General features: G+C 68.9%; 17 protein-coding genes and 1 tRNA gene. 15 read left to right on the forward strand and 3 right to left on the reverse strand.

From position 1 onward, the window contains the following. The first annotated feature begins 158 nt into the window (after nt 1-158). Both CON77_RS10005 and mnmC1 read left to right on the forward strand, forming a co-directional pair. On the forward strand, nt 159-431 hold the full coding sequence (locus CON77_RS10005) for an oxidative damage protection protein (RefSeq protein ID WP_101049008.1): 273 nt from the start codon (nt 159-161) through the stop codon (nt 429-431). Between the two features lie 65 nt (nt 432-496). Further along, a complete protein-coding gene (gene mnmC1, locus CON77_RS10010) occupies nt 497-2,221 on the forward strand; it encodes an FAD-dependent 5-carboxymethylaminomethyl-2-thiouridine(34) oxidoreductase MnmC1 (RefSeq protein ID WP_157826908.1) in 1,725 nt (574 codons plus the stop codon). Between the two features lie 22 nt (nt 2,222-2,243). Here mnmC1 and CON77_RS10015 read toward each other — a convergent pair whose 3' ends face one another. Further along, the gene (locus tag CON77_RS10015) at nt 2,244-4,100 is read right to left on the reverse strand and encodes a PHA/PHB synthase family protein (protein ID WP_101049010.1); all 1,857 of its coding nucleotides are present in this window, start codon (nt 4,098-4,100) and stop codon (nt 2,244-2,246) included. A gap of 147 nt (nt 4,101-4,247) precedes the next feature. Between CON77_RS10015 and CON77_RS10020 the strand changes: the two genes are divergently transcribed. The 8 genes from CON77_RS10020 (at nt 4,248) to CON77_RS10055 (ending at nt 11,933) form a co-directional block, all read left to right on the forward strand. Then, complete coding sequence (locus CON77_RS10020; protein ID WP_101049011.1) at nt 4,248-5,057, forward strand: sulfite exporter TauE/SafE family protein; 810 nt, start codon at nt 4,248-4,250, stop codon at nt 5,055-5,057. 30 nt (nt 5,058-5,087) lie between these two features. Then, on the forward strand, nt 5,088-6,905 hold the full coding sequence (locus tag CON77_RS10025; protein WP_101049012.1) for a nitrite/sulfite reductase: 1,818 nt from the start codon (nt 5,088-5,090) through the stop codon (nt 6,903-6,905). Between the two features lie 17 nt (nt 6,906-6,922). Next, nucleotides 6,923-7,297 (forward strand): DUF934 domain-containing protein, encoded by a 375-nt coding sequence (locus CON77_RS10030; protein ID WP_101049013.1) that lies wholly within the window; start codon nt 6,923-6,925, stop codon nt 7,295-7,297. A gap of 9 nt (nt 7,298-7,306) precedes the next feature. After that, on the forward strand, nt 7,307-8,083 hold the full coding sequence (locus tag CON77_RS10035) for a phosphoadenylyl-sulfate reductase (RefSeq protein ID WP_101049014.1): 777 nt from the start codon (nt 7,307-7,309) through the stop codon (nt 8,081-8,083). A gap of 2 nt (nt 8,084-8,085) precedes the next feature. Further along, on the forward strand, nt 8,086-9,042 hold the full coding sequence (gene cysD / locus CON77_RS10040) for a sulfate adenylyltransferase subunit CysD (protein WP_101049015.1): 957 nt from the start codon (nt 8,086-8,088) through the stop codon (nt 9,040-9,042). A gap of 27 nt (nt 9,043-9,069) precedes the next feature. Then, nucleotides 9,070-10,371, forward strand: a complete 1,302-nt coding sequence (locus tag CON77_RS10045; protein WP_101049016.1) for a sulfate adenylyltransferase subunit 1 — start codon at nt 9,070-9,072, stop codon at nt 10,369-10,371. Between the two features lie 159 nt (nt 10,372-10,530). Then, nucleotides 10,531-10,860 carry a ferredoxin FdxA gene (gene fdxA / locus CON77_RS10050; RefSeq protein WP_101049017.1) on the forward strand — a complete coding sequence of 110 codons (330 nt, stop codon included), beginning with the start codon at nt 10,531-10,533 and terminating at the stop codon, nt 10,858-10,860. A 23-nt stretch (nt 10,861-10,883) separates the two neighbouring features. After that, the gene (locus CON77_RS10055; protein ID WP_101049018.1) at nt 10,884-11,933 is read left to right on the forward strand and encodes an NAD(P)/FAD-dependent oxidoreductase; all 1,050 of its coding nucleotides are present in this window, start codon (nt 10,884-10,886) and stop codon (nt 11,931-11,933) included. Nucleotides 11,934-11,938: 5 nt separating this feature from the next. Here the strand turns inward: CON77_RS10055 and thiD are convergent, their stop codons facing one another. Continuing rightward, nucleotides 11,939-12,781: a bifunctional hydroxymethylpyrimidine kinase/phosphomethylpyrimidine kinase gene (gene thiD, locus CON77_RS10060; RefSeq protein ID WP_101049019.1), complete on the reverse strand. Its 843-nt coding sequence runs from the start codon at nt 12,779-12,781 to the stop codon at nt 11,939-11,941. Nucleotides 12,782-12,856: 75 nt separating this feature from the next. On the opposite strand from thiD, the gene CON77_RS10065 reads away from it, so the two are divergent. From CON77_RS10065 to CON77_RS10085, 5 genes are all read left to right on the forward strand, one after another. After that, complete coding sequence (locus CON77_RS10065; protein WP_101049020.1) at nt 12,857-13,990, forward strand: FAD-dependent oxidoreductase; 1,134 nt, start codon at nt 12,857-12,859, stop codon at nt 13,988-13,990. 13 nt (nt 13,991-14,003) lie between these two features. Further along, entirely contained in the window at nt 14,004-14,201 is a 198-nt protein-coding gene (gene thiS, locus CON77_RS10070) for a sulfur carrier protein ThiS (protein ID WP_101049021.1), read from the forward strand. Between the two features lie 6 nt (nt 14,202-14,207). Then, the gene (locus CON77_RS10075) at nt 14,208-15,020 is read left to right on the forward strand and encodes a thiazole synthase (protein ID WP_101049022.1); all 813 of its coding nucleotides are present in this window, start codon (nt 14,208-14,210) and stop codon (nt 15,018-15,020) included. Beyond that, the gene (locus CON77_RS10080; RefSeq protein WP_101049023.1) at nt 15,017-15,949 is read left to right on the forward strand and encodes a thiamine phosphate synthase; all 933 of its coding nucleotides are present in this window, start codon (nt 15,017-15,019) and stop codon (nt 15,947-15,949) included. Before CON77_RS10075 ends, CON77_RS10080 begins: the two co-directional genes overlap by 4 nt. 29 nt (nt 15,950-15,978) lie before the next feature. After that, nucleotides 15,979-16,054: transfer RNA gene (locus CON77_RS10085), tRNA-Asn, on the forward strand. 268 nt (nt 16,055-16,322) lie between these two features. Here CON77_RS10085 and CON77_RS15565 read toward each other — a convergent pair. Next, on the reverse strand, nt 16,323-16,515 hold a 193-nt coding region (locus tag CON77_RS15565), incomplete at its 5' end, for a hypothetical protein (RefSeq protein ID WP_232788485.1).

Genomic DNA, 16,515 nt, shown 5'->3' on the forward strand with positions numbered 1-16,515 from the left:
TCAAGCCCCACACCGCCAGGGGAGGTCGAAAGCTTGATACAGTCCTGCCGTGGGCGGTCTGGCACACGCCGGGCCGATTCTGCCCAAGGTTTCTGCAAACCAGAAACAATAAGATTTCATTTGCTCATCATCTTTATTTATAAAAAGAGGACACCACCATGGCTCGAATGGTTCAATGCATCAAGCTCGGCGCCGAGGCCGAGGGGCTGGACTTCCCGCCCTACCCCGGCGAACTGGGCAAGCGCATTTACACCAGCGTGAGCAAGCAGGCCTGGGCCGAGTGGCTCAAGCACCAGACCATGCTGGTCAACGAAAACCGCCTGAACCTGGCCGACGCCCGCGCCCGCCAGTACCTGGCGCGCCAGATGGAAAAGCATTTCTTCGGTGAGGGCGCCGACCAGGCCGCCGGCTTCGTTCCGCCCAGCGCCTGACGGCGCCGATGCGCCCAGCGCAACGCCCCACCAGCCCCCCAGGCCCGCACTGGGGGGCTTTTTCCATGCCCTGGGCGCAGCAGCCCCACGGGCACCTGCTGGACACCGCCTGGGGCGACGGCCGGTCCTTCCTGCAGGCCTGGCATGCCTGGCGCACCGCGCCGCAAAGGCCCAACCGCCTGTGCTACACGGCCGTGGTGCCGGACCCCACCGCCTGCGTGGCGCCGGACGCCCTGCCCGAGCCCCTGCGGCCACTGGCGGCCGACCTGAACCGCGCCTGGCACGGCTTGCTGCCAGGGGTGCACCGGCTGGGTTTCGACGGCGACCGGGTGCAGTTGACGCTGTGCACCGGCCCCCTGAAGAACGCCCTCGCCGGGCAGGACACCGCCCTCGACGGCGTCCTGCTGCACCCCGTTGCACCGGAGGCGGACGCCCCTTTCCCCTCGGTGCTGAAAGTGCTGGCACGCCTCTGTCGGCCCGGCGCGCGCCTGTGGTACCGGCCCCAGACAGCCACCGAAGCATGTGAACTCCAGGTCCAGGGCTTTCACGCCGACGCGCCGTCCCCGGAATCCGCCTCCGGGGGTCACACCTTCACCCCGCGCTGGACCGGGCAGCGCCACCTGCGCACACCCCAGGCGTCCGGCCCTGGCCGGGTGCTCGTCGTCGGTGCCGGGCTGGCCGGCTCGGGCGTGGCCTGGGCCTTGGCGCGCCGCGGCTGGCAGGTGCAGGTCATCGACCGCGGCGCAGCGCCCGCCTGCGGCGCCTCGGGCCTGCCGGTGGGGCTGGTGGCCCCCCATGTTTCGCCCGACGATGCGGCCCTGTCGCGGCTGAGTCGGCAGGGGGTGCGCAGCACCCTGGCCCGGGCCCAGCAGCTGCTGCGACCGGGACTGGACTGGGCGCCCAGCGGGGTACTGGAACACCGGGGGGAGGGCAAGCGCGCCCGGCCCCAGCCGGCCGACTGGCCCGCCCCTTGGGGGCCGCAGTGGAGCCGCGACGCCACGCCCACCGAATGCGCCGCCGCCCACCTGCCCGCCACCGCACGCGGCCTGTGGCACGGCACGGCCGGCTGGATACGCCCGGCGGCCCTGGTTCGGGCACAACTGGACCACCCCCACATCCATTGGCAAGGGGGCACCACACTGGGGGCCTTGCGCCGGCATGCCGGCGAATGGCAAGCCCTGGACGCCCACGGACAGGTGCTGGGCCAGGCCCCCGTGCTGGTGCTGGCCAGCGCCTTCGACACCGGGGCCCTGTTGCAGGGCTTGGGGCACCTGCCGGTCCACGCCCTGCGCGGACAGGTCACCTGGGGCGCGCTGAACGACCTGCCCGCGGCAGCCCAGGGCTGGCTGCCCCACGCTCCAGTCAACGGCCACGGCAGTTTCGTGCACGGCATGCCCGGGCCCGACGGCCGCCCGCTCTGGCTGGTGGGCTCCACCTTCGAACGCGGCGCCACCGACGCCCACACCACGGCGGCCGACCAGTTGGCCAACCGCCAGCGCCTGGACACCCTGCTACCGGCGCTGGGCGCGGCCATGGCACCGGCCTTTGCCCAAGCCCAGGCCTGGGCGGGGGTGCGCTGCACCCTGCCCGACCGCCTACCGGCCGTCGGTCCCGTGGACCCCCAAGGCCTGCCGGGCCTGCACGTGTGCGTCGGGCTGGGCGCGCGCGGGCTAACCCTGTCGGTGCTGTGCGGCGAAGTGCTCGCCGCACAACTGCAGGGCGAGCCCTGGCCGCTGGAACGCAAACTCGCACAGGCCCTCATGGCCGAACGATTTCTGCGACCGGCCTGAACGCCACATCCGCGGCCCTGGCTCAGTCGCCGTAGCGCACTTTCACGTAGCTGCCAGGGGCCTCCCCCAACGACGCAGCCCGGGCCGGCGCACGGGCCGCCACCGGCGCCCCTGGGCCTTGCTCTACCAGCCAGGCGCTCCAGGCGGGCCACCAGCTGCCGTCGTGGTGCGGGGCCTGGGCCTGCCATTCCTCTGGCGTGCGCCAGGGCATGTCGGTACCGGTGCGCAGCTGCTGGTAGTGCCGCCCCGGGTGCCCCGGCTCGGACACGATGCCGGCGTTGTGCCCACCGCTGGTCAGCACAAAAGTCACCTCGGCCGACACCAGCCGGTGGATCTTGTAGACCGATTTCCAGGGGGCCACGTGGTCCTTGAGCGTGCCCACGGCGAACACCGGGCAGCGGATGTCGCACAGGGCGATCGGGCGCCCCGCGAACAGGAAGCGGCCCTCGGCCAGGTCGTTGTTCAGGAAGCAGGTGCGCAGGTACTGGCTGTGCATGACCGCCGGCAAGCGCGTCACGTCGGTGTTCCAGCACATCAGGTCGTTGGGCACCTCTTCTTCGCCCAGCAGCCAGCGCCGGGTGCGGCTGGACCAGACCAGTTCGCGCGCGTGCAGGAACTGGAAAGACGCGGCCATCTGCCGCCCGGTCAGGAAGCCCTTGGCCGCCATCATGTCTTCCAGCAAGCGCACCTGGGCTTCGTCGATGAGGATGCCCATTTCGCCAGGGTCGGAAAAATCGGTCTCGGCCGCGAGCAGGCTGAGGCTGGCCAGGGGCGCCAGGGCCGTCTCGTCGGCACCGGGGAGCAGGTGGGCGTCACCACCGCCCAAAGCCGCGGCGGCGATCGCGGCGAAGGTGCCCCCCAGGCAGTAGCCCATCAGGTGCACCGGCGCCTGGCTCGCCTGGTGGACGTGCGCCAGGGCGGCCAGCACGCCTTCCTGCACGTAATCGTCCATGGTGAGCAGGGCGTCGTCCTCGTCCGGGTTGCGCCAAGAAACGATGTACACCGTGTGCCCCTGGTCCACCAGCCAGCGCACCATGGAGTTGTGTGGTGACAGGTCCAGAATGTAATACTTCATGATGCACGAGGGGATGATGAGCAAGGGCTCGGCGTGCACCTGGGCGGTGGTGGGTCGGTACTGGATGAGTTCGACCAGGTTGTTGCGCATCACCACCTGCCCCGGGGTGACGGCAACGCCCTGGCCCGGCACCAGGTCGGCCCCGGCGTCTGCGGGTGCTGGCGGCTGTGCGCTCGGTGCCTGCAAGTCCTGCAGGGCATAGCCCCAGCCCTTCACCAGGGTCTGCCCGCCCGAGCGCCAGGCGGCGTCCAGGGCCTGCGGGTTGGTCCAAAGCCAGTTGCCGGGCGACCACAGGTCGAGCACCTGACGGCCATAGAAGCGCATCTGCTCGCGGCTGTGGGCCTGCATGCCGCGCAGGCCGCTCGCATCCTGCCACCAGCTTTCCCAGGCCTTGTTGGCCGTGGCCAGGCCCCGCCAGGGCCACTGCTGCCACAGGGGCGAGGCGAAGCGCGGGTCGTCCTGCAGGCCGGCGGCGGGCTCGGCCGACTCCGCGGGCTGGGCCCCCGCCCAGGCCGAGCGGGTCGCGTCCTGCGCCCAGCCCAAGCCCTGCTCCACCGCCCGGCGCCACAACCGGGCCTGCGAACCGGGCGAATGCGCCAGGTGCAAGACCCAGTCGGTCCAGGCCAGGGCCAGGGAGATGGGCGAAATGCCCGAGGACCAATGCGCCATCTGGGCAAAGGCCTGACTGTCCAGCGCGTCGGCGGCGGCCTGCGCCGGCGCACCGGCCTCGCGCCGATTGGTCAGTCCGGGCACCGCCGCGTGGTCGGGGGTGAGGCGGGTTTTGTAGGCGATCAGGGGAGTCATGCCACACAAATTAGCAGATTTTTCGGAACTTGCGCGCACCCGCCCGGCGCACCGGTGTTGGATACCGCCAATTTATAAAATCGAGCTATATAAAAACAATAAATAAGTAGTTGGGGTTTATGTAAGCAGGCCGTACAGTCGCGCCCCATGCATGACATTGCCTTTGTTTTCGCCGGCTTCTTTGTGGGCCTGGTGGTCGGACTGACCGGGGTCGGCGGCGGCTCGCTGATGACGCCGCTGCTGATCTTCGTGTTCGGCGTGAAGCCCTATCTGGCGGTGGGCACCGACCTGCTGTTCGCGGCCTTTACCAAGGCCGGCGGTACCCTGAGCCTGACCCGCCAGGGCCTGGTGCCCTGGCGCGTGGTGGGGCAGTTGTGCGCCGGCAGCATCCCGGCCGCCCTGGCCACGCTGTACGTGCTGCACACCGTCGGCCCAGCCAGTGCCGGCGTGCAAAGCGTGATGACCAACACCCTCGGCGCAGCCCTGCTGCTGACGGCGGCGGCCATGGCCTACAAGGCCCTACGCCAGCGCCAGCCGGGGCTGGGACTGTCGGCCTCGGCCCAGGGCCATGGCGCCCCCGACAGCCAGGCCACCCGCGCCCGCCACTGGAGCCTGCCGGTGGTGTTCGGCGCCCTCATCGGCACGCTGGTCACGCTGACCTCGGTCGGGGCCGGCGCCATCGGTGTGACGGTGCTGCTCATCCTGTTCCCGCTGCTGCCCCTGCCACGCATCGTGGCGGCCGACATCGCTTACGCCGTGCCGCTGACGCTGGTGGCCGGCCTGGGCCACGCTTCGCTGGGCTCGGTGGACTGGCCGCTGCTGGCCAAGCTGCTGGCCGGCTCGCTGCCCGGCATCTGGATCGGTTCGCGCCTGATCCACAAGGCCCCCGAGCGCCTGGTGCGCTCCATGCTGTCGGTGCTGCTGGCCTACGCCGGCACCAAGCTGATCGCGATCTGAGCCTCCCCCGTTTTCCCCGTTTGCAGAACCATGTACCAATACACCGACTTTGACCGCCAGTTCGTGCGCCAGCGCGCCGCACAGTTCCGCGACCAGTTGCAGCGCTACCAGGCCGGCACCCTCGGGGGTGACGAGTTCAAACCCCTGCGCCTGCAGAACGGCTGGTACATCCAGCGCCACGCCCCCATGCTGCGCGTGGCCGTGCCCTACGGCGAACTCTCCAGCCGCCAGGTGCGCGTGCTGGCCCGCATCGCGCGCGAGTACGACCAGCCCAGCCACGAGATCTTCCAAGGCGCCGTGGCCGCGCAAAACAAGCTCGGCAGCATCCAGTTGCGCGACGGCCAGGCCATCGCCAGCCGCCTGCCCACCGGCTACGCCCACTTCACCACGCGCCAGAACGTGCAGTACAACTGGATTCCGCTGACCCAGGCCGCCGACGTGATGGACCTGCTGGCCAGCGTGGACATGCACGGCATCCAGACCAGCGGCAACTGCATCCGCAACATCACCACCGATGCCCTGGCCGGCGTGGCCGTGGACGAAGTGGCTGACCCGCGCCCCTACGCCGAAATCCTGCGTCAGTGGAGCACGCTGCACCCCGAGTTCGCCTTCCTGCCGCGCAAGTTCAAGATCGCCATCAGCGGCGCCCGCGAAGACCGCGCGGCCACCCACTGGCACGACGTCGGCCTGCACCTGGTGCGCAACGGCGCCGGTGAACTCGGCTTCCGCGTGCTGGCCGGCGGCGGCATGGGCCGCACCCCGGTCATCGCCACCACCCTGCGCGAATTCCTGCCCTGGCAGCAGATCCTCAACTACCTGGAAGCGGTGGTGCGGGTCTACAACCTCTGGGGCCGGCGCGACAACATTTACAAAGCCCGCATCAAGATCCTGGTGAAGGCCGAAGGCCAGCGCTACATCGACGAGGTGGAGGCCGAATACGCCCGCATCCTGGAGCAGGACGGCGCCCCGCACACCATCAGCGAGGCCGAACTGGCCCGCGTCAGCGCCGGCTTTGTGCCGCCGGCCCTGGACGCCAGCACCACCTGCTCGGACGAGAAGATTGCCCGCATCCTGCGCGCGGCGGCCGAGGACGACGTGGAATTCGGCCGCTGGATCCAGCAGAACGTGCAAGCCCACCAGAACCCCGACCTGCGCGCCGTGACGCTGTCGTTCAAGCGCCTGGGCCAGGCCCCGGGCGACGCCACCGCCGACCAGCTGGACGCCGTGGCCGAACTGGCCGACAAGTACAGCGCCGGCGAACTGCGCGTGACCCACGACCAGAACCTGCTGCTGCCGTGGGTGCGTTGCGACCAACTGGCCGAACTCTGGCGCGAGGCCCGCCGCCTGGGCCTGGCCAAGCCCAACATCCGCCTGCTGACCGACATGATTGCTTGCCCCGGCGGCGACTTCTGCGACCTGGCCAACGCCCGTTCGCTGACCGTGGCCGAGGCCATCACCGCGCGCTACCAGGACCTGGACGAGCTACACGACCTGGGCGAGATCGACCTGCACATCAGCGGCTGCATCAACAGCTGCGGCCACCACCACAGCGGCCACATCGGCATTTTGGGCGTGGACAAGGACGGCCAGGAGTGGTACCAGGTCACCCTGGGCGGTTCCGACGGCTCGGCCCTGAGCGGCGCCCCCGGTGCCGGCAAGGTGGTCGGCCCGTCGTTCGCGGCCAACGAGGTGACCGAAGCCGTGGAAGCCGTGATCGACACCTACCGCCAGCAACGCTCGCAGGGCGAAACCTTCATCGACACCCTGAAGCGCGTGGGCCACGAGCCGTTCAAGGCCGCCGCCAACGCCGTGCGCGTGGCCACCGCCCGCCCCACCGAAACCGCCTGATGCGCCCCGGAGCCCCCATGAAACTGCTGACCGCCGACACCTCCACCAGCCCCACCGCCGGCGTGCTCGCCCTGGGCAACGACCAGGACGCCCTGAGCGTGGACCTGCAAGGCGTGCAACGCGTGGAACTGCACTTCCCCAAATTTGCCGATGGCCGCGCCTTCAGCCAGGCCGTGACCCTGCGCCGCCGCCGTGGCTACACCGGCGCTCTGCGCGCCACCGGCGACGTGCTGATCGACCAACTGGTGCAGATGCAGCGCTGCGGTTTTGACGAGGCCGTGCTGCGCGCCGACCAGGATCTGGCCCATGGCGAGCAGCTGCTGCGGCACTTCAGCGGCTTCTACCAGGGCGATGTGGCGCAGCCGCAACCCCACTTTGCCCAGGCGGCCTGAGGAGCGCACATGAGTACCACCAGCCCCCTGCCCGCCACCTCGGGCCTCAAGCCCCAGGCCCCGCTGCCCGCCACGCAGCTGAACAACAAGCCCTCGGCCGACCACGCCGCCAAGCTGGCCGAAACCCAGGCCCTGCTGCAACGCGCCGCCGCTGAGTTCCAGCCGCTGACCCAAGCCTCCAGCCTGGGCGCGGAAGACGTGGTCATCACCCACCTCATCAACGCCTTGCAGCTCGACATTCCGGTGTTTGTGCTGGAAACCGGCCGCCTGCACGCCGAAACCCTGGCCCTGCTGGAGCGCACCGAGGCCCATTCCCGGGCACCCATCCATGTGTACAAACCGCAGCACGAAGCCGTGATCCAGTTCGTGCGCGACCAAGGTCAGGACGCGATCTACCAATCCATCGAACTGCGCAAGGCCTGCTGCGGCATCCGCAAGATGGAACCGCTGGCCCGTGCCCTGGCCGGCCAGAAGGCCTGGCTCACCGGCCTGCGCCGCGAACAGTCCAACGCCCGGGCCGAGGTGCCGCTGATCGACGAATCCGAAGTCGCCAGCAAAGGCCTGACCAAGTTCAACCCCCTGGCCAACTGGACCTGGGGCGATGTGTGGCACTACATCGCCGAAAATAAGGTGGACTACAACCCGCTGCACGACCGCTTCTTCCCCAGCATCGGCTGCGAGCCCTGCACCCGCGCCATCAGCCTGGGCGAAGATTTCCGCGCCGGCCGCTGGTGGTGGGAAGACGAAGCCGCCAAGGAATGCGGCCTGCACGTCAAGAAGGGCTGACCATGAACGCCCGCACCGCCCCCGCACTGCTCACCCCACAAGACCACCACATGAGCCACCAACTCAACAACTCGCACCTGGACGCCCTGGAAGAAGAAACCATCTTCATCCTGCGCGAAGTGGCCGCCACCTTCGAACGCCCCGCCCTGCTGTTCTCGGGCGGCAAAGACTCGCTGGTGATGCTGAAATGCGCCGAAAAAGCCTTCGGCGTCGGCCGCATCCCCTACCCGCTGCTGATGATCGACACCGGCCACAACTTCCACGAAGTGACCGACTTCCGCGACTTCCGTGCCCAAGAACTGGGCGCCGAACTGATCGTGCGCAGCGTGGAAGACTCCATGGCCCGCGGCACCGTGCGCCTGAGTCACCCCGGCGAAAGCCGCAACGCGCACCAGTCCGTCACGCTGCTCGAAGCGATCGAGGAATTCCGCTTCGATGCGCTGATGGGCGGCGCCCGCCGCGACGAGGAAAAGGCCCGCGCCAAGGAACGCATCTTCAGCCACCGCGACGCCTTCGGCCAATGGCAACCCAAGGCCCAACGCCCGGAGTTGTGGACCCTGTTCAACACCCGCCTGCAGCCGGGCGAGCACTTCCGCGTCTTTCCCATCAGCAACTGGACCGAGATGGACGTGTGGCAGTACATCGAGCGCGAACAGATAGCCCTGCCCAGCCTGTACTACACCCACAAACGTGAGGTGGTGGAACGCAAGGGCCTGCTGGTGCCGGTGACCGAACTCACCCCCGCCAAAGAAGGCGAGCAAATCGTGGTGCGCGACGTGCGCTTCCGCACCGTGGGCGACATCACCTGCACCTGCCCCGTGGCCAGCACCGCCGCCACCCCGGGCGAGATCGTGATCGAAACCCTGGCCGCCGACCTGAGCGAGCGCGGCGCCACCCGCATGGACGACAAGACCAGCGACGCGTCGATGGAAAAGCGCAAGCGCGAAGGCTATTTCTGACCCCACCGACCGACTGAAAGCAAGAACATGGACGCATTGAAATTCATCACCTGCGGCTCGGTGGACGACGGCAAAAGCACGCTGATCGGCCGCCTGCTGGTCGACAGCAAGGCCGTGCTGCAAGACCACCTGGCCGGCGTGCAACGCGGCGGCGAAACCGACCTGGCCCTGCTCACCGACGGCCTGAGCGCCGAGCGTGAGCAAGGCATCACCATCGACGTGGCCTACCGCTACTTCAGCACCGAAGACCGCAAGTTCATCATCGGCGACGCCCCCGGCCACGAGCAATACACCCGCAACATGGTGACGGCCGCCTCCAGCGCCGACGCCGCCGTGGTGCTGGTCGATGCCACCAAGCTGGACTGGGCCGACCCGGCCCTGAAACTGCTGCCGCAAACCCGCCGCCACTCGCTGCTGTGCCAGTTGTTGCGCGTGCCCAGCATCGTGTTCGCGGTCAACAAACTCGACGCGGTGGACGACGCCACCGTGGCCTACCGCCACATCAGCGCGGCCTTGAACGCCTTCGCCGCCGAAGCCGGCATTCCCGTGACGGCCACCGTGCCCGTGTCCGCGCTCAAAGGCTGGAACGTGGTGGACTTCACCAACCCCGGCTGGTGCGGCTACCAAGGCCCCACCCTGCTGCAGTTGCTGGAAAAACTGCCCAACACCCCCCAAGACACCGCCGCCCCGGTGGCCTTCCCGGTGCAGTGGGTGGAAAAGCAGCACGACAGCAACGTCACGCACCAGGGCCGCCGCATTTTCTGGGGCCGCGTCGCCGCCGGTACTTTCACGCCCGGCACCGAAGTGCAGGTCTTCCCCAGCGGCCAGAAAGCCGTGGTGGCCCAGGTGCTGAGCACGACACGCCAGCCACAGGCCACCGCAGCCGGCCACAGCGCCGGCCTGGTGCTGGACCGCGAAGTGGACGTGTCCCGCGGCGACTGGATTCTGGCCGCGCCGGTGGCCGCCGCCGTCGCGGACGACGATTTCGACACCCCGGCCACCGTCAGCCCCTACCCGGGCAGCAAGGAACTGTCGGTCACCGTCGCCTGGATGGACGACGAACCCCTGGTCGCCGGCCGCGTCTACTGGGCGCTGCACGGCCACCGCTGGGTCAAAGCCAAGGTCAAGCGCGTGGTGCACAAGCTCGACATCAACACCCTGGCCGAGCAAGAGGCCGACCACCTCGATCCCAACGCCATCGGCCACGTCGAGCTGCTGCTGCAGGAAGCCCTGCCGGCGGTGCCGTTTGCCCGCTCGCGCGGCCTGGGCGCGCTGATTTTGGTGGACACCGCCAGCCACAAGACCTCGGGCGCGGTGCTGGTGCGCTGACGCGACGCCCCCACGGGCCACGCAGACGAAATCAGCCCTGGCAGGGGTAAACCCCTTGCCAGGGCCTAAAATTCGACATATGGCTGGCCCCCACTGTCGACCGCGACACGGATCGGCCACCCCGTTTCATTGTTTACCGCTGCGCCGCAGCCCCGCCCCATGACCCACGTTGTTACCGAAGCCTGCATCGCCTGCAAATACACCGACTGTGTGGACGTTTGCCCGGTCGACTGCTTTCGCGAAGGCCCCAACTTCCTGACCATCGACCCGGACGAGTGCATCGACTGCGCCGTGTGCATTCCCGAATGCCCGGTCAGTGCCATCTACGCCGAAGAAGATGTGCCCAAGGACCAGCAGCACATGATCAAGCTCAACGCCGACCTGGCCCTGCTGCCCAGCTGGAAGAGCATCACCAAGCGCAAATCGCCGCTGCCCGACCACGAGCAATACAAAGACCAGACCGGCAAACTGGCGCTGCTCAAGCGCTGAACCCCGGCCGACACGACCGCCACATGCCGGTGATCGACACCCAGGCCCTGGTGGTGGGGGCAGGCCCGGTGGGCCTGTTCCAGGCCTTTCAACTGGGCCTGCAAGAGGTGGACACCCACCTCGTGGACGCGCTGCCCCACCCCGGCGGCCAGTGCGCCGAGCTGTACCCCGACAAACCGATCTACGACATCCCCGGCCTGCCGGTGTGTTCCGGCCAGGAACTCACCCAGCGGCTGCTGGCGCAGATCGCGCCCTTCCGCCAGCCCCTGCACCTGGGTCAGCAGGTGCAGACCCTGAGCCGTCAGGCCGATGGGCGTTTTGCCTTGCGCACCAACGCCGGTCTGGAATTCCGCACCCACACCGTGTTCATCGCCGCCGGCGTGGGCGCCTTTGTGCCGCGCAAACCGGCATTGGTGGGGCTGGAGGCGCACGAAGGCCAGCAGGTGCATTACCACGGCCCCGACAGCACCGCGCTGCAAGGGCAGCACGTGGTCGTCATGGGTGGCGAAGACGCGGCCCTGGATGCCGTGCTGGGCCTGTGGGAGTCGGGCACCTGCGCCAGCCTGACCCTGTTGCACCGCACCGACAAATTCAAAGCCAGCCCCGAACAGGAAGCCCGCGTGCGCCAGGCCCTGGCCACGGGCGGCGTGCGCTTGGTGCTGGGCCAACCCGTGGGCCTGGAGGTGGGGCCCGGCGGGCGGCTGACGGCCCTGCAGGTGGCCACCCCCGCCGACTCCACCGAACGCCTGCCGCTGGACGCGCTGCTGCCCCGCCTGGGCCTGTCCCCCAAACTGGGGCCGCTGGCCGACTGGGGCCTGGCCATGGAGCGCAAGCTGCTGCCGGTGGCCACCGACACCTTTGCCACCAGCGAACCCGGGGTGTTCGCCGTGGGCGATGTCAACACCTACCCGGGCAAGCGCAAACTGATCCTCTGCGGCTTCCACGAAGCCACGCTGGCGGCGTTTGCCGCCGCGGCCCTGGTCCACCCGGAACGCCGGGTGCTGCTGCAGTACACCACCACCAGCCCGCGCCTGCACGAACTGCTGGGCGTGGCGGGCAGCCCCTCGCCCTGAAACCTTCAGACCAGCAGGTGCATGGGCAAGGGGGCAAAACCGTGGTTCAAGGGGCCATGTCCACCCCCGGTGGCCACCGCGGCCCCGGCCTCAATCGCACCCCGGATGTAGGCGTGCGCCACCTGCACCGCCTCCTCCAGCGGATGGCCCAATGCCAACTGCGCGGCGATGGCCGACGACAGGGTGCAACCGGTGCCGTGCACGTTCTGGCTGGCGATGCGCGGCCCCGTGAGCCGCTGCCAGTAGGTGGCGGGCTCGCCGGCCAGGGCCAGCACGTCGGTCAGCAGGTCACCGCCCAGGTGCCCGCCTTTGAGCAGCACGCTGCGCGCACCCATGGCCAGCAGGTCGGCGCAGGCCGCATCCAGGTCGTCGGTGGTGCTCACCGGGCGGCCCAGCAGCAGGCCCGCTTCGTCCAGGTTGGGCGTGACCACCGTGGCACGCGGGAACAACTGCTCCACCAGCACCCCCACCGTCTCGCGCTCGATCAGGGCGTCGCCGCTGGTGGCCACCATCACCGGGTCCAGCACCACCTGGGGCAATTGGTAGGTGTCGATGGCCCAGGCCACCACCTCCACCACCTCGGGGGCGTGGAGCATGCCGATCTTGACCGCATCGACGCCGATGTCGTCGAGCACCGCCGCCAGTTGCGCGCGCAGGAAGGCCGGCGGCACGCCGTGGATGGCGCTCACGCCCAGGGTGTTTTGCGCGGTCAGGGCGGTGATGGCGGTCATTCCATAGCAGCCCAGGGCGCTGAAGGTTTTCAGATCGGCCTGGATGCCGGCGCCACCGCCGGAATCGCTGCCAGCGATGGTCAACACGCGGGGGTAATGCGGCGGGAGCTTGCTCATGCCGGCATTATCGGCCGTTGCGCCGCGGCCAGTCCACCGGCCCCGCTTGTGATGTAATTTCGGGTTGAGCCACGCATGATCCCCACTCCCCTTTCCCCTTCCGAACGCGAACCGGTGCTCATTCTGGGCGCCGGCCTCATGGGCCGCCTGCTGGGCGTGGGCCTGGCCCGCGCCGGCCACATGGTACGCCTGGTCGATGCCGGCGACGCCCAAGGCAGCGGCGGGGCCGCCCGGGTGGCCGCCGCCATGCTGGCCCCGCTGGCCGAATCGGCCGTGACCGAGGCCAGCGTCGTGGCCATGGGCCAGTACGCGCTGGGCCGCTGGCCCGAATTGCTGCGGCCCCTCAACCAGCCCGTGTTCTTCCAGCAAGCCGGCACCTTGATCCTGTGGCACCGCCAGGACGCGGGCGAAGCCCAGCGTTTCCGCCAGCTGCTGGCGGCCACCACCCAGGCCCTGCCCAGCCTGCCCCAGCCCGAGGCACTGGACGGTCCACGCCTGGCGACCCTGGAGCCGGCCGTGGCCGAACGCTTCCACCAAGGTCTGTACCTGCCCTCCGAAGGCCAGCTGGACAACCGCCAACTGCTGCCCGCCCTCACCGCCACACTGCAGGCGCTGGGCACCGACATCGAATGGCACACACCCTGGACACTGGAGCAGGCCTGTGAGCACCAACGCCGCCACGGCGGCTGGGTGCTCGACTGCCGCGGTCTGGGTGCCCGCCACGACTGGCCGGCGCCCGCCTTGCGCGGCGTGCGCGGCGAAGTCGTTCGCCTGCACGCCCCGGGCGTGACCCTGCAGCGGCCCACCCGCCTGCTGCACCCGCGCTACCCCATCTACATCGCGCCCAAACCCGACGGCGTGTTCGTCATCGGCGCCACCGAGATCGAGACCGACGACTTGTCACCGGCCAGCGTGCGTTCCACCCTGGAGCTGCTGAGCGCCGCCTATGCGGTGCACCCCGGCTTTGGCGAAGCGCGCATCCTGGAACTGAACACCCAGTGCCGCCCCACCCTGCCCGACAACCTGCCCGCCGTGCGCATCTGCGCGCCGCGCGTGCTGCAGGTCAACGGCCTGTACCGCCACGGCTACATGATCGCACCGGCCCTGCACGATGCCGTGCTGCAGCACATGCACGGCGGCGGCACCGAACTGGCCGCACGCCTGGGCCTGCGCTTCGAGACCGAACCCGCGTGCGCCGTGGCCCCCTGAGCCGCACGACCCCATGCAAGTCCTGATCAACCAACGCCCGCACACCCTGCCCGCCGGCGCCACCCTGGCCGACGCGGTGGCCGCCGCGCAAGCCAGCGGCCCGTTTGCCACGGCGGTCAACCTGCGCTTCGTGCCCAAGTCGCATTACGCCAGCACCCCGTTGGCCGAGGGCGACCAGATCGAAATCATCGCCCCGGTCACCGGGGGCTGAACCGCCATGAACCCCATTGCCGCCCACGACCCACTCACGCTCTACGGCGAAACCTTCGCCAGCCGGCTGATGCTGGGCACCGCCCGCTACCCCTCGCCCGCCGTGCTCGAACAGGCCGTGGCGCTCGCCGCGCCCTGCATGTTGACCGCGTCGCTGCGCCGCCAGACCGCCCATGCCGGCGCCGACCTGGACACCTCACAAGGCTTCTGGCCCCTGCTGCAAAAGATGCAGGTGCCGGTGCTGCCCAACACCGCCGGCTGCCACACCGTGCAGGAAGCCATCACCACCGCCGAAATGGCGCGTGAGGTGTTCAACACCGACTGGATCAAGCTCGAACTGATCGGCGACGACTACACCTTGCAACCCGACACCCTGAACCTGGTGACGGCGGCCGAACGGTTGGTCCAAAGCGGCTTCAAGGTGCTGCCCTACAGCACCGACGACCTGGTGCTGTGCCAGCGCCTGGTGGACGTGGGTTGCCAGGCCGTCATGCCCTGGGCCGCCCCCATCGGCACCGGCAAAGGCCCGATCAACCCCTACGCCCTGCGCACGCTGCGCGAACGCCTGAGCGTGCCCCTCATCGTGGACGCCGGCCTGGGTCTGCCCAGCCACGCCTGCCAGGTGATGGAGTGGGGCTTTGACGCCGTGTTGCTGAACACCGCCGTGGCCCTGTCGCAACACCCGGTGGCCATGGCCGGCGCCTTTGCCGACGCCGTGCGCGCCGGGCGCAGCGCCTTCCTGGCGGGCGCCATGAGCGCCCAGGACAGCGCCCAACCCAGCACCCCCGTGCTCGGCACCCCTTTCTGGCACCACGCATGAGCACATTGAACGCACAGGTGCATGCCCTGGCGCAGCAGCACGCGGCCATGGGCTTGCCGTCCAATACCGATCCGCAGGCCACCGCCCTCAACGACAGCCCGGCCGCACTCGCCCATGCTGCAGCCCGACGCCTCGGTTTCATCGAAGCCGACGCCCAATGCATCGCCTCCGCCTGGGCCCGGCAAAGCCTGCGCACGGGCCGTTTTGACCCCGGACTGTGGCCCAGCGAGCCAGCGGACTTTGGTCTGGCCCCGCCGGGAATCCACCCTGCGGCCTTCCCCGCCTGCCCTTCGGCCCTGGGCGTCTACGCCGTGTTGCCCGACGCCGCCTGGGTGCGGCGCATGGCCCTGGCCGGTGTGCCCACGGTGCAACTGCGCTTCAAATCCCCAGACCCCGCCGCCATCCGGACCGAGGTGGCCGCCGCCGTCTTGGCGGTGCAGGGCACCGACAGCCTGCTGTTCATCAACGACCATTGGCGTGAAGCCATCGAAGCCGGCGCTTACGGCGTCCACCTGGGCCAGGAAGACCTCGACGCCCTGCCGCCCGAAGCCCTGCACACGCTGCGCGGCAGCGGCTTGCGCCTTGGCGTCAGCACCCACGGCTACGCCGAAATGCTGCGCGCCGCCGCCGTCCGCCCCAGCTACCTGGCGTTGGGCGCGGTGTTTCCCACCACCCTCAAGGCCATGGCCACCCCGCCTCAAGGGCTGGGCCGGCTGGGTGCCTATGCCCGCCTGATGCGCGACCACCCCCTGGTGGCCATTGGCGGCATCGGCATGGAACACCTCCCGGCCGTGGCCGCCACCGGAGTGGGCAGCTTTGCCGTGGTGCGCGCCATCACCGGCGCCTCCGACCCAGAAGGCACCGCCCAGGCCCTGATGGCCGCGTGGCGCGACGCCAGCTCAAAAAAATCAGGGCCGCTTGAGTACTAAGCTTAAAACACCCTATAATCTGAGGCTATTCCCCGATAGCTCAGTCGGTAGAGCGCCGGACTGTTAATCCGTAGGTCCCTGGTTCGAGCCCAGGTCGGGGAGCCAAAATTTCGTTTGAAATCAAAGGCTTGCATCAGTGATGGTGCAAGCCTTTTGTTTTTCGCTTTCAGTCCGTAGCCAAAACGCCGCAGATTCCGTAGCCAACTTCTGCCCTTTCCGTAGCCAAGTGCACAGCGCGAATCGCTGTTGCAGATTGTCTACATTCTGGCCAAGGTTGGCAATTGGATGTAGGGCCGCGGTCCTTTCAAACCTTCATGACGCAAATGGAGTTGGAGTTGGATCTTTACTCTGCCCATAGGTCGGGCCTGGGATCTCAGTCGGCTGGTTGACTGTTCTTGAGACGAACCCAGTTAGTCTGCACTGTGTAACGCGGAGGGATTGCAAGGCTGGTGCCAACAGGACTGATGTCCAGCCGCCCCTTCTCCTCCGCGCCCACGACGACCCATTCATAGGCATCATCACCCTGATCCTGGAATTCCGGCAGGATGAACCGCCCCGGGAATTGA

The organism is Macromonas nakdongensis (genome assembly GCF_002837145.1).
GTDB lineage: Bacteria > Pseudomonadota > Gammaproteobacteria > Burkholderiales > Burkholderiaceae_C > Macromonas_B > Macromonas_B nakdongensis.